The organism is Gangjinia marincola, assembly GCF_039523415.1.
Classification (GTDB): Bacteria; Bacteroidota; Bacteroidia; order Flavobacteriales; family Flavobacteriaceae; genus Gangjinia; species Gangjinia marincola.
Genome location: NZ_BAAAFG010000015.1, coordinates 608382 through 621784 on the forward strand (window position 1 = coordinate 608382; position 13403 = coordinate 621784).

General features: G+C 34.2%; 10 protein-coding genes. 6 read left to right on the forward strand and 4 right to left on the reverse strand.

Going from position 1 to position 13403, the window contains the following annotated elements:
- The first annotated feature begins 27 nt into the window (after positions 1–27).
- A complete protein-coding gene (serS, locus tag ABD000_RS10550) occupies positions 28–1299 on the forward strand; it encodes a serine--tRNA ligase (RefSeq protein WP_343767101.1) in 1272 nt (423 codons plus the stop codon).
- Here serS and ABD000_RS10555 read toward each other — a convergent pair.
- From ABD000_RS10555 to ABD000_RS10570, 4 genes are all read right to left on the reverse strand, one after another.
- Positions 1296–2021 (reverse strand): LytR/AlgR family response regulator transcription factor, encoded by a 726-nt coding sequence (locus ABD000_RS10555; protein WP_343767105.1) that lies wholly within the window; start codon positions 2019–2021, stop codon positions 1296–1298. The two genes, serS and ABD000_RS10555, sit on opposite strands and share 4 nt — an antisense overlap.
- Entirely contained in the window at positions 2018–3055 is a 1038-nt protein-coding gene (locus ABD000_RS10560; protein ID WP_343767108.1) for a sensor histidine kinase, read from the reverse strand. Before ABD000_RS10560 ends, ABD000_RS10555 begins: the two co-directional genes overlap by 4 nt.
- A gap of 93 nt (positions 3056–3148) precedes the next feature.
- Entirely contained in the window at positions 3149–4111 is a 963-nt protein-coding gene (locus ABD000_RS10565) for a Kelch repeat-containing protein (protein WP_343767112.1), read from the reverse strand.
- A 37-nt stretch (positions 4112–4148) separates the two neighbouring features.
- Positions 4149–5066 carry a hypothetical protein gene (locus tag ABD000_RS10570; RefSeq protein WP_343767117.1) on the reverse strand — a complete coding sequence of 306 codons (918 nt, stop codon included), beginning with the start codon at positions 5064–5066 and terminating at the stop codon, positions 4149–4151.
- A 215-nt stretch (positions 5067–5281) separates the two neighbouring features.
- Between ABD000_RS10570 and ABD000_RS10575 the strand changes: the two genes are divergently transcribed.
- Genes ABD000_RS10575 through ABD000_RS10595 form a run of 5 tightly spaced genes read left to right on the forward strand, consistent with a single transcriptional unit; the run spans position 5282 to position 13395 of the window.
- Positions 5282–6601, forward strand: a complete 1320-nt coding sequence (locus tag ABD000_RS10575; RefSeq protein WP_343767121.1) for a DUF4270 family protein — start codon at positions 5282–5284, stop codon at positions 6599–6601.
- Between the two features lie 28 nt (positions 6602–6629).
- Entirely contained in the window at positions 6630–7832 is a 1203-nt protein-coding gene (gene bamG / locus ABD000_RS10580; RefSeq protein ID WP_343767125.1) for a BamG family beta-barrel-assembly machinery protein, read from the forward strand.
- Between the two features lie 4 nt (positions 7833–7836).
- On the forward strand, positions 7837–8955 hold the full coding sequence (locus tag ABD000_RS10585) for an efflux RND transporter periplasmic adaptor subunit (RefSeq protein ID WP_343767128.1): 1119 nt from the start codon (positions 7837–7839) through the stop codon (positions 8953–8955).
- Complete coding sequence (locus ABD000_RS10590; protein WP_343767131.1) at positions 8952–12104, forward strand: efflux RND transporter permease subunit; 3153 nt, start codon at positions 8952–8954, stop codon at positions 12102–12104. Before ABD000_RS10585 ends, ABD000_RS10590 begins: the two co-directional genes overlap by 4 nt.
- Positions 12088–13395: a TolC family protein gene (locus ABD000_RS10595; RefSeq protein WP_343767134.1), complete on the forward strand. Its 1308-nt coding sequence runs from the start codon at positions 12088–12090 to the stop codon at positions 13393–13395. The genes ABD000_RS10590 and ABD000_RS10595 overlap by 17 nt, the downstream gene beginning before the upstream one ends.
- The last annotated feature ends 8 nt before the right edge of the window (positions 13396–13403 follow it).

Below are 13403 nucleotides of genomic sequence, written 5' to 3' on the forward strand. Positions count from 1 at the left end.
ATTTTATCACCTCATAGACCATTCATCATGCTTTTAGTTAATGATATTAAAGAGAATAAGGAAGCCTATATATTAGCGATGAAAAAGCGAAATATTGACGCTAAAGAAATGTTTGATGATATCATTGCGCTAGATGATAAACGAAGGGCTTCGCAATTGGCGTTGGACAATACCCTGGCAGAAAGTAATGCGATGGCTAAAGAAATTGGCGGACTGTTTAAAGCGGGAAAAGCTGATGAAGCAAATGCGCTAAAGGCGAAAACAGGAGAACTGAAGCAAAAGAGCAAAGAACTGGCAGAGGAATTGGCGCATGCTTCAGATAAGCTTACAGAATTGCTTTTTATATTACCTAATGTTCCTAATGAGAGCGTGCCTCACGGAACCAATGATGAGGATAATGAAGAAATATTTTCTGAAGGGACTATTCCTACGTTGGACAATAAAGCCTTACCCCACTGGGAACTTGCTAAAAAGTATGATCTAATTGATTTTGAGCTGGGGACTAAAGTGACTGGAGCTGGATTTCCTGTCTATAAAGGCAAAGGAGCCAGACTCCAACGCGCGTTGATCAGCTATTTTTTAGATAAAAATATTGAAAAGGGATATACCGAATATCAGGTGCCGCATTTAGTTAACGAAGCCAGCGGAATAGGGACCGGAAGCCTGCCCGATAAAGAAGGGCAGATGTATCATATTGGTGCAGATGACTTGTATCTTATCCCTACTGCAGAAGTGCCTGTGACTAATTTGTTTAGAGGTGATCTTTTAAAGGAGAATCAGCTGCCCATTTTATGTACAGCTTACACACCTTGCTTTAGAAGAGAAGCGGGGAGTTATGGTTCACACGTTCGCGGATTAAACCGTTTACATCAATTTGACAAAGTTGAAATCGTGCGGGTAGAAAAACCTGAAAACTCCTATAATGCCCTGGAAAATATGGTAGATCATGTAAAAGAAATTTTACAAGAATTAGAATTACCCTACAGAGTATTACGATTATGTGGAGGTGATCTTACATTTGCTTCGGCATTGACCTATGATTTTGAAGTATTCTCTGCCGCACAAGAACGCTGGTTAGAAGTGTCATCGGTTTCTAATTTTGAGACCTTTCAAGCGAACCGATTAAAGCTGCGCTACAAATCAGCCGATGGAAAAAAGCAGTTGGCACATACCTTAAATGGAAGTGCGTTAGCGTTACCCAGGATTTTGGCTAGCATATTAGAGAACTATCAAACTAAGGATGGTATTGAAATTCCTAATGTATTAGTTCCCTATACAGGATTTAAGGTAATAAGTTAAAGATCAATTTTTTTTAAAAATTCTTTACGATAGAATTCACCGATAGGAATTCGTTTATTTTTAATTAGAATTCTATTTCTTTGAATAGCATCAATTTGATTAATATTGATGATGTACGATCTATGTACTCTAGCGAAATGAGCCTCTGAGAGTTTATTCATCATTTCGTTAAAACTCATTAATGTTAGTATAGATTTACTAGAGGATTCAATAAAAATTTTTAGGTAGTCCTTGAGACCTTGTATGTATACTATTTCTGAAACATTAATCTTCAAATTCTCATATTCTGATTTCACAAATATATATTCTTTAACAGGAGATATATTCCCAAGTGTTGTGATAAGAGAGGGAGTTGAAAGTCTTTTTTTTTGACTATATAAGTCTTTAGCGCGAGTAATAGCTTTGACAAAACGGTAGAAAGGAATTGGTTTAGCTAAATAGTCAACTGCATTTAGATTAAATGCTTCTAACGCATATTGGCTATAAGCTGTTGTAAAAATAAACAGAGGTATTTTGTTTAACGAATGTATAAAGTCTATTCCATTAATCTGCGGCATTTCAATATCGATGAAAATAAGATCAACTTCTTCTGTACTCAACATTTTGATTGCCTCTAAAGCGTTTGTAAATGTCCCCAATACTCTAATTCCTCCAATTTCTTCGCAATATGTTTTTATAATATTAATTGCTAAGGGCTCATCGTCAATAATTATACAATTCATACTTGATGTAATTTTAAACTTAATTCTACCTTATAATGGTAATCATCTTTATGAATATCTAATTCATGGCTATTTGGATATAAAAGTTCTAATCTATTTTTGATATTTGTTAATCCAATTCCAGAATTTTTTTTATCCTTTTCAAATACTCCGATCATATTACTTACGTTAAATATAATTCTTTGTCTAACAATTGTAATCAAGATATCCACGTGAGTTACACCTTTGTAATCAGTCCCATATTTAAATGCGTTTTCTATAAACGAAATAAAAATGAGTGGTGAAATGTGATAAGGATTTGGATCTCCGACAACTTTAATAATAACATATTGATTATTAGCTAAGCGTAGCTTTTGGAGCTTTATGTAATTTTGAATATACTCTATTTCCTTTTTAAGGGGAACTTGAACTTTATTAGCTTCATAAACCATATATCTCATTAATTCTGATAGAGTAATTACGGCTTCTGGAGCTTCTAAAGAATTATTACGAACTAGAGAATATATACTGTTGAGAGAGTTAAATAAAAAATGTGGATTCAGCTGCGCTTTTAGAAATTGTAATTCTGTGTCTGTTTTACTTATCTCAATATCTCTTTCAATTTTTTGCCTGTGATAGTAATTTTCAATGAGTCCATATACACCGCCTAATAAATAAAATGACAAGGATAATATCATGGTGATTATATACTTAGCATTGCGAAATTTAAATCCAAATCGTCCTGAATAGTTTAGGTTTTCAATTGCATCAAATGGAGTGGATAATGGAAGCAAACTGATAAATACATTGTACGTTACTAGAGTTAATAGTGATATTAGTGTATAATGCAGTATTGATTTATTAAATAAAAATTTAGGCAATATTAATTTGTAATTGATGTAAAAAAGAGAAATATTAATAATGAGTCTAAATGCAATGTCAAATTCAATTCTACCTAATTGACCAAAACTCAATCCAAAAGGGATTGAGAAGAGACAAATCCAAAAAAGAACATGCAACCCTATTCTAGAACTCTTATTCAATGTTTTAATCAAGTTTTTTACTAAAATTATAAAATAAAAACCGACAAAGATAGGATATGGCTAATCTATGCCGGTTTTCAGCTAAACTAAATTTATACAGGGCTATCAATCGTCTTCATCTTCTTCTTCTAGAGGAAAAAATTCGTGGTTATCATCTAAATAAAGTCCACCGCTTCTTCCCAAAGCTATAAATGCTCTTTCTTGTGTATATAAAGCCACAGCGTCTTCTCTTGGAACTCCTTCATAGGCAGTTTTTTCTTTCCAATCTTCTGTCATTGGATCGTACTCCCATACACTTGACGTAATACCATTCCCAGTATTACCAGTGGCGAAATATCCCTTACCGTTAATAGCGAAACCTACACCGCCGGCGCGTACGACAAAATCATCATCGTCATCGTCAAGATCATTGAGTCGATTCCATTCTGAACTTTCTAAATCAAAAGACCAAAAGTCGTTTAGAACTAGACCATTTGATGAGCCGGCACCCACATATACCGTATTACCTATTATAAATGTTGAGGCATCTCGCCTTTTATTTCCCCCATATCCAGCTACGATAGACCAGGAATTAGTTGAGGGATTGTATCTGTAAAAATCTTTTCGGTCATTATCACCATCAAAACCTGTGCCTACATATCCAAAAGACAAAGATTCAAATGCTATGGCACCTCTTCTTGTACCACCGGGGAATTCTGCAATCTCACTCCAGGTATTCGATGATGGATTATATTCATAGAAATCTCCTAATTCATTGTCACCATCAAAACCTAAGCCTACATATCCTTTTCCATTTACACTAAAAGCAACCGCTGAGCTTCTGGCTGATCCGGGAAAGTTTGTAATAGGCGTTGGTTCCCAAAAGTCATTTTCGATATCATAGATCCAAAAATCACTCAAGCGGTCATCCCCGTCATATCCTGTTCCAACGTATGCTTTATTATTTATTGTGAAAACGACAGCACTACTTCTAGGAGCACCATCGTAAACTGATCTGTCTTCCCAGTTACCTATGATGTCCTCGTCTTCATCATCATCGTTACAGCTTGTAACAGAAGTAAGTATCATACATACTATTTGTAGATAGATCAACAAAAAAAACCTGTTATTTATTAACTTTTTTGTTTTCATTTAATTGCTTATTTAAGTTAATTTTTAATCCCATTGAAAATTGAAATGATCCATTTGGATCATAATCATGAATTATATTATTTTCAGTATTTAGAACATCGAAGGTATTAACCATTGTATATCCTAAGCTAGAAATCGTCTCAATCATAGGGCTAAATTTGTGATTATATTCTACACTAAAATTTATCATATTTAAGCGCAATTTTGAGTTTTCAAAATTTCCTTGTTTGAATACGGTAAGCTCTTCAGAATTATTGACATAGAACCCCAAAGGTTGAGCCTTGAGACTTATTTTGTTTTTTTGAGAAATACTATAGTCAATACCTGTAATTGGAATACCTAAATAGTATTTGATTCTATCATTCACAGTTTTAGTGAAATTTATTAAAGGGAAAAACTGTGGTTCTCCAAATCTTGTCCCATAAGCTAAACCAATTAGAAGACGGGATTTTTTCAAGTTTTTATGCCATCTTTTAGTAATCCCCAGAAATGAATTATATATAATATCTTCCTTGGTTAATTTGCTCTCTAAATTTGAGGAAAGCGTCGGAGCAAAAGTTAGATTTAATGCCCAACCGTTGCTTAGGGTCCTTAAATATGTGAATGATGTCGAAAAAATATGAAATTGTTCAAAAGGGTCTGTTTTAAAAGGAACATTTGCTTCATTATAGATAATATCATAGTAAGAATAATCTAGTCCCATCAATAGTAGTGACTTTTTTATTTTTTTTCCAAAGTTAATAGCAATATGATACCTTTCTAGTTGGGATTCACCAAGATTTGGAACAATGTTATATTCAAATCGGCCTAATTCACCGTGTGAAAATTGACCATAAACCCTATTAAAAACACAAATTGATAAGAAAATAATACTAATCTTAACTATACGCATATAAGGTCAAAAATATATAAGTCGTATTGGGGGTCAAATACAATTAGACCTATCATATAATTTAGTCTACGAAAAAGGAAATATCATCTATTAAAAAGTCAATTTATTGTTGATCTGTAAGTAATGTACGTTAGTAGATAAAAGAATAGCGTCAGTCGATTTTAATTCATTATGGGCTTACACTACCCTTAATTTGAAATACATTTTTAAGGCGTATGAGGTATTACCATTTTATATTAATAACCATTTTTTTAGCATTAAGCTGTAGTATTAATAGTGAAGACGTTCCAACGCTGGAAGTTGGTCAGGATTTTACAGATTCAAACACTCGTATAATAACAATTGACACATTTAAAGTTGAGCTTTCTACTTTTAAATTCGATAGTATTAACACTTCAAGTAGTAATCGTCTTTTGATAGGGAAATATACAGATGAGTTTTTTGGAGAAACGATGGCCGCTTCTTTTATGCAGTTACAACCAGTTTCATATACTATCGATAATGAGGCAGAATTAGACAGTGTCGCATTAATACTGGGTTATGATAATTATTTCTATAATGACACAACTAAGATATCAACAATTTCTATTCACAGGCTTTTAGAACGGCTGAGACCAGAAGAAAGCGTTTTTTATAATGTTGATGTGTTGGATTTTGACCCTATTCCATTAGCCACTAAAGAATTTTTGGCAGAACCTATTGATGAGGATTCTATATATATCTCTTTACCCTATGATTTTGGATTTGAACTATTTGACGCAATACAGGATGATAATATTATTGATGAAGAGTCTTTGACAGATGTCTTTAAAGGATTCACATTACAACCAAGTGAAGAAGACGATTCTGCTATTATAGGTTTTAGTAGAAATAGTAATCAAACTTATTTGAGATTCTATTATACTATTGATGATGAAGTTGTACAGGAAGGTCTTACTTATGACTTTGTGATAAGTACATCCTCATCAGCGCCAACAGCTTTTAATCAAATATTATCTAATACTGAAAATACACTGATCGACGGATTAGATGACCAAGAAAATAATCTTATGTCAAATACTTCTGGCAATAAGAGTTTTATTCAAGCAGGAGTTGGGTATGCAACAAGAATTCAATTTCCAACCATTCGTAATGTACAGGATATAATAGGAACAGGTACTGTTTTGAGTGCAACATTAATTCTTCAACCCACAGCAGGGTCATATTCTGATATTAGGCCATTGCGTGATTCATTGGTGGTTAATATTATAGATCAAAACAATATAATCACAGAGCAGGTTTCTAATGGTGGGGGAGCTGTTTTTGGATTATTAGAAGGAGAAAACAGTGAATTTAATGAATTAAATTATACTATTCCAGTAGGTATTTATATAGAAAATGAAGTCAGTGAAGATTTTTTCGTTGATGATGCTATAATAATATATCCACGAAACTATAACTCGACTGTAGATAGGATGATTTTAAATGACAGCGAGAGTGATGATATTCAAGCTAAATTGTCTGTAATATATGCCATTTATGATGAAAATGATTGACAGAATCTTCATCTGTTGCATATATATTATGCCAATTATATTTTTTTCACAACAAAACACATTAACTGGCTCTCCCTATTCACTTTTTGGATTGGGAACAGAGAGTAGTTCAAATGTTGGACGTAATAGTGGCATGGGTGATACGGGCATCGCTATGAAGAGTGACCTTCTTTTAAATGTTTTAAATCCTGCTTCATTTGCAGACATTCCTAAACAACGCTTTTTGTTTGACGTAGGAATATACTCAGAGTTGAATGAAATTTCAACAAGTCGAGAATCAGAGATTCGATTAACAACCAATTTTTCTAATATAAATTTTGGATTTGCACTAGATGAAAACTCAGGGATAGGGTTATCATTGATTCCTAAAACTAGTGTAGGTTATTCTTTAATTGGGATTCAAACATCTATTGAAGGAAGTAACGATCAATACACCAGTAATATATTGGGCGAAGGTGGTATCAACGATCTAAAATTAACCTATGGAAGAAAGTTTTTTGATATTTTAAATCTCGGTTTATACGCCTCATACAACTTTGGTAAAATTGAGGAGAATGAAAATATCATCGCCGGTGAGAGTTTCTTAAATATTGAGAGAGAAAACTTTTATAGCGGATTTAGATTTGGAGGCGGATTACAATTTGAACCATTTAAAACCTTACAACTTGGGTTTGTAATTGATTCACCTTCAAATCTCAAGGGTTCGAGAGATCAGCGTGTGCAAAAATCCTTGGATTTTATTCCTTTTGAAGTAGAGGACGAAAATGATCTGGACACACCAGACTTTAAGCTTCCTCTGGAACTAGGAACAGGAATCACTTACCAAATTAAATCCAACTTTTTTTTCAATCTAGATTACAAAAGAAAATTTTGGGATGATACAAAACAAAGCGACAATATTGGTGACTACGTAGATCAAGATCTAATGGGGATTGGAATTTCATATACGACTGACCCTACTTCTCTCAGTTATCTCAAACGTATTGAACTAAGAGGAGGATTTAGTTACAATTCAGGATACTTGCAAGTAAATAGTGAACAAATAGACTCTTTTGAAGGATCTATAGGCGTTGGACTGCCGTTCTCTAGATTTAATTCAGTATTGAATATCTCTTATAGCAGGGGGTTACGGGGCAGTACTAATGGAATATTGATTCAAGAAAATTACAATCTTCTCAATTTCAACTTGAGTTTTAATGATGTTTGGTTTGTTAAGCGAAAATTTAATTAAACAAATGAAAAAATACAGCACGGTCCTTATTGGAATCATAGTTTTAGGCTTGGGTTTTCTGTTTTTCTTTCTATTAAATAAAAATAACGAAACAGCATCTAAAGAATTAGTGCAACGTGATATAAAACAAATAGTTGAAACTAAAAAAATTACCTTAAAAAATATTCCTTATACCGTAGAGGCTACTGGTACACTAACCGCAAAGCAGCAAATAGAATTATACAGCGAGGTCCAAGGTGTTTTACACAATTCAAGAAAGTCATTTAAAGTTGGCACAACCTTCAAAAAAGGCGAAACCATATTATCTATAAACAGCGAAGAGCACTTGGCGCAAGTACAAAGTAACCGTAGCAACCTTATCAATCAGATTGCTGCCATGATGCCCGATATGGAAATCGACTACCCCAACGACTATCAAAAATGGCAGAACTATTTGCAAAATTTTGATGTGAAGTCCAGGTTAAAACCATTGCCGGAAGCAACCTCAGAACAGGAAAAGTTATTCGTAACAGGTAAGAATGTTTACCAAACTTACTATACGGTAAAGAATCTTGAAGCCAGATTGTCTAAATATTACATTTCGGCACCATTTAATGGTGAGATTACTGAAACTTTAGTCAATGCAGGTGCTTTAGTAAGAAGCGGACAAAAACTTGGCGAATTTATCGATGGAAGTGTTTTTGAACTTGAACTTAAAGTTCCTGCTACCGAAAAAGAATATTTTACTCAAGGCTCAATAGTTGAGCTTTCAACCATCAATAATCAACAATCTTATACTGCTAAAATATCCCGTCTAAGCTCAAAAATAGACCGAGAAACACAAACCATTTTAGTAATTATTGAGTTGAGTGGAACGGATTTTCAAGACGGTCAATACCTCAAAGCAAACATAAAAGGGAGTTTGATTAAAGATGCTGTTGAAATACCCTCAAAATTACTCAAAAATAATAATCAGGTTTTCATTGTCGAAGATGATAAATTAGTACTACAAACAATTCATATCGTTGATTATAATGATGATACCCTATTAGTAAAAGGCTTGACAAATAATATGGTATTAGTGACAGAAGTAACTAATCTCAATCCGGGTACTACTGTGGAGACCAAAACCATAGGCAAATGAAAAATTTTATAGCCTATTTTATAAAATACCCTGTTGCAGTAAACATTTTTATTATAGGTTTTTTCATCTTTGGATATCTGGGATATCAAAATTTAAACTCGTCTTTCTTTCCCCTAGCAGATCCATCCTTAATTACGGTTTCTGTAACCTATCCGGGAGCATCCCCACAAGAAGTTGAAGAAGGTGTCATCGAGAAAATAGAAAAAAACCTTGAAGGTATTGATGGAATTGATCAGGTAACTTCTGTATCTCAGGAAAATTTGGGTACTGTAACCGTAGAAATATTTTCAGATTTTGATATTAATAATATACTGGACGAAGTCAAAAATGCTGTAGATCGTATTGCTTCTTTTCCTAGAAACATTGAGCCACCAGTCGTACAAAAAGTTGATCCCGTGCGTGAGTCTATTGTATTCTCTATTAGCGCAGATAATGTGCCTTTATCCATGCTTAAATCCATAAGCCAAGAGATTGAAGAAGATCTTATTGCTATTGATGGTATCTCTCAAATTGCCCTTGAGGGTTTCCCTGAAGAAGAAATTGAAATTGCGGTCAATGAAATTACACTAAGAAACTACAACCTTAGTTTTGATGATATTTCAAGAGCAGTGAGCAATTCCAATATTTTAATTTCAGGAGGTTCTATAAAAACTAGTAATGAAGAGTATCTCATTCGTGCAGACAATAAAGAATATTATGCGAATGATTTTCAGGATATCGTTGTAAAAAGTACCATAAACGGGGACAAGGTACTTTTAAAAGACGTGGCGACCATCGCCAACCGGTTTAGTGAAACACCAGAGAGTCTAGTCATCAATGGTAACAATGCCATCACATTTTCGGTCACCAATACGAACAGTGAAGACCTTATCGGTAGTGCAGAAAAGGTCAAACAATACATTGAAAATTATAACAAGTCACATGATAATATAGAATTAACCGTGATTACAGATTCTTCGGCATCTATCAATGATCGCATATCGCTATTGCTGGAAAATGCCATCGTAGGTATGATTTTGGTGCTTATTCTACTTTCCTTTTTCTTAAGACCGGGCGTAGCATTTTGGGTGGCATTTGGGTTGCCAATATCGTTCTTTGGGATGTTTATTATACTTGGAGAATTTGGCGTCACCCTAAATATGCTCTCTTTATTTGGGATGATTCTCGTTATAGGTATCTTGGTTGATGATGGCATTGTCATAGCAGAGAATATTTATGCGCGTTCAGAAAAAGGGGACAATCCATACAAGGCCGCTGTACGAGGCACATTGGACGTCTTGGTGCCAATTTTGTCTGCCATAGCCACAACCATCATCGCATTTTCTGTCTTTTTCTTTTTAGATGGACAAATCGGTGCATTCTTTGAAGATATTGCATATGTTGTCATTCTTACCCTCGCCGTTTCACTCATTGAAGCACTATTGATTCTACCTGCACATTTAGCACATAGTAAAGATTTAAAACAAGGGGTAAAGAAAAAGGAATACAAGTTTAATGTTTGGGGAGACAAAGTGATGGATTTTCTCAAAGATAAAATTTACAGCCCTGCATTTAAGTTTAGTTTAAATAATAGATTTCTTTCGTTTGCTATTTTATTGTTCCTCTTTATTCTCACCATAGGCGGCTTTACTAGCAAGATTATTGGGGTTACTTTTTTTCCTACTAATGCCAGTGATCAAGTACGTATTACGATTAATACACCGCAAGGCACCAATGAACGTATCACAGATAGTATTGCCTCATATATCGAAGATAAAATTTGGTTGGTCAACAAAGATTTAGGAAAAACCATTAAGGATGAAGATCATATAGTCACTACGATAAAAAAAATTGGACCAGGAAGTTCTTCAGCATTGCTTACGGTAAATCTGGCACCAAGTGAAACCAGGACACTAACATCTATAGATATCGCAAACACGATTAGAACAGAAGTTGGCAAAATTTCGGGATTAGAAAAACTGAGCTTTAATTCTGGAGCAAATGTTGGCGGTAGTCCTATTTCAGTTTCTATAGAAGGTAAAAAAAAAGCTCAACTTGACGCCGCTAAAAAAATAATCTACGATGAGTTGGAGAAAAATCCTGGTGTAAAAGATATTGTAGATGGTAGCCCAGAAGGGATTAAGGAAATCAATATCAACTTAAAAGAAAATGCAACACTGCTTGGTCTTACCCTAAACGATGTGATGGGTCAAGTACGAAGCGCTTTTTTTGGTAGTGAGATTCAGCGTGTACAACGTGGTGAGGATGAAGTCAAAGTATGGGTGCGTTATGCCAAAGAGAATCGGTCAAACTTAACAGATATTGACAACATTCAAATCGTTACACAAAATGGTCGTGTACCATTATCACAAATCGCATCATACACTATTGAACGTGGCGAAGTTGCCATTAACCATAAAAATGGGAAAAGAGAGGTGACTATAGAGGCAGATGTAACCGAAAAAAACGTAAACCCCAACAGTATCACCCAAGATCTAACCACGCGTGTTGCCCAGAACATACAGGATAAATATCCGGATGTAACTATGAGTACTGGTGGTCAAAGTCGTGAGGTTGGTAAGATTGTAGATTCGGCGTTGTTGGTTATTCCCGCTGCCATTTTCTTGATTTATCTCATCATTGTTTTTGCATTTAGATCGTACAGTCAGCCATTAATCTTATTGGGTCTCGTGCCTTTTTCGATCATTGGAGTGGCTTGGGGGCATTGGATTCATGGATTTCCAGTTAATGTGCTATCCTATTTAGGGATCATTGGTCTGGTTGGTATAGTCGTTAATGATGGTTTGGTATTTACAGGTAAGTACAATGATTTTCTAAAAAGTGGTTTGACTGTCAATGAGGCACTTTTTGAAACCGGAAAGGCACGATTTAGAGCTATTTTTCTAACTTCTATAACCACAATCGCCGGATTAGCACCTTTGATTTTTGAGAAAAGTTTACAAGCCCAATTTTTGATCCCGATGGCGATTTCAATTGCATACGGTATAGCCGTTGCCACAGTTTTAACACTATTTATTCTGCCTATATTTTTATCATTTACCAACAGTACAAAGGTAAGATTAGCTCACATATTTACGGGTAAAAAACCAAGTCGCGAAGATGTAGAACGTGCCATTAAAGAAATGAAAGCAGATGAAGAAGAGATTTAAAATTTTACTATTTACGCTAGGTGTGTTTAATTTTCTACAAGCGCAAGAGCTACTTACGGTTGACAAAGCTATAGCTATTGCATTAGATAAAAATTATGATTTGCGTATTTCAAAAAATGACACCAAAATTGCAAGCATAGAAAGTCGTTTGCTTAACAGTGGTTATTTACCACGTTTGTCAGCATCTGGAGGAATTAATTATAGAAATGAGTCACAAAATGTAACATTTTCTGACGGAACTAGTCTGAGTGTTGAGGATGCTGTTACAGAATCCTATAACGCTTCCCTCACGGCAGAATATACCATTTTTGACGGGTTAGAACGCAAGTTCAATGTCGAAAAGAAAGAAGAAAATACAAATCTTAAAAAATTACAGGAGCGTCAATTAATAGAAAATACAATAGTATCCATTTACGATGCATACTACAATGTCGCTTACCAGGCACAAATTGAAGATAATTTAAAACTTAATATTGAAAACTCTATTGATCGATTAGAACGCGCCAAACGAAAATTAAAATATGGTCAGGGTTCAAAACTTGATGAACTAAATGCACAGGTAGATCTAAATAATGATAGTATATCCTATGCATCGGCTTATAAAGATTTGAAAAACGCTAAACGTAATCTTAATTTAATATTAGGACGAGATGTTAAGCAAACCTTTGTCATTGATACCACTATTGTCTTTGCAGCACCACTAAGTGAAAATGAGATTTTGGAAAGTGCCAAAGAAAATAATATTACTTCGATCTTAAATCAACAAAATGTTTTATTAAGCGAATTAGATATTAAAATTTACAAGGCAAAATTTTTACCAAAAATTAATGGTAGTGCCAGCTATAACTGGAATGAAAGCCAAAACCCACCAACATCATTTGCATTAGCTAATGAAGCATATGGACTCAATTTAGGTTTCAATCTATCTTGGAATATTTTCGATGGGGGTAATAATGCAACAAGAATCGAAACGTCTAAAATAACAAGAAAAAATCGTGAAATAGAGCTTTATAGAGCGAATGAAGCATTAAAAACTGAGATTTTTAATGCTTACGAGGATTACATCAATCGCAAATTTACGTTACGCTCAGAGGCAAAAAACGTAGAAACAAACAGACTTAATTTTACACGTACTCAAAAGCAATATAGCCTAGCACAAATTACAACAGTAGAATTTAGGCAGGCACAAATTAATCTTTTGAATGCGCTAAATAATTTCGCTAGAGCAAAATATGATTTAAAAGTATCAGAAATTAATTTGTTACAGCTTGCAGGAATTTTAATTAACTAAATACATAT

Coding starts and splice junctions, on each gene's coding strand:
- serS (WP_343767101.1), top strand. CDS start 28: ATGCTTTTAGTTAATGATATTAAAGAGAATAAGGAAGCCTATATATTA.
- ABD000_RS10555 (WP_343767105.1), bottom strand. CDS start 2,021: ATGAATTGTATAATTATTGACGATGAGCCCTTAGCAATTAATATTATA.
- ABD000_RS10565 (WP_343767112.1), bottom strand. CDS start 4,111: ATGATACTTACTTCTGTTACAAGCTGTAACGATGATGATGAAGACGAG.
- ABD000_RS10570 (WP_343767117.1), bottom strand. CDS start 5,066: ATGCGTATAGTTAAGATTAGTATTATTTTCTTATCAATTTGTGTTTTT.
- ABD000_RS10575 (WP_343767121.1), top strand. CDS start 5,282: ATGAGGTATTACCATTTTATATTAATAACCATTTTTTTAGCATTAAGC.
- bamG (WP_343767125.1), top strand. CDS start 6,630: ATGCCAATTATATTTTTTTCACAACAAAACACATTAACTGGCTCTCCC.
- ABD000_RS10585 (WP_343767128.1), top strand. CDS start 7,837: ATGAAAAAATACAGCACGGTCCTTATTGGAATCATAGTTTTAGGCTTG.
- ABD000_RS10590 (WP_343767131.1), top strand. CDS start 8,952: ATGAAAAATTTTATAGCCTATTTTATAAAATACCCTGTTGCAGTAAAC.
- ABD000_RS10595 (WP_343767134.1), top strand. CDS start 12,088: ATGAAGAAGAGATTTAAAATTTTACTATTTACGCTAGGTGTGTTTAAT.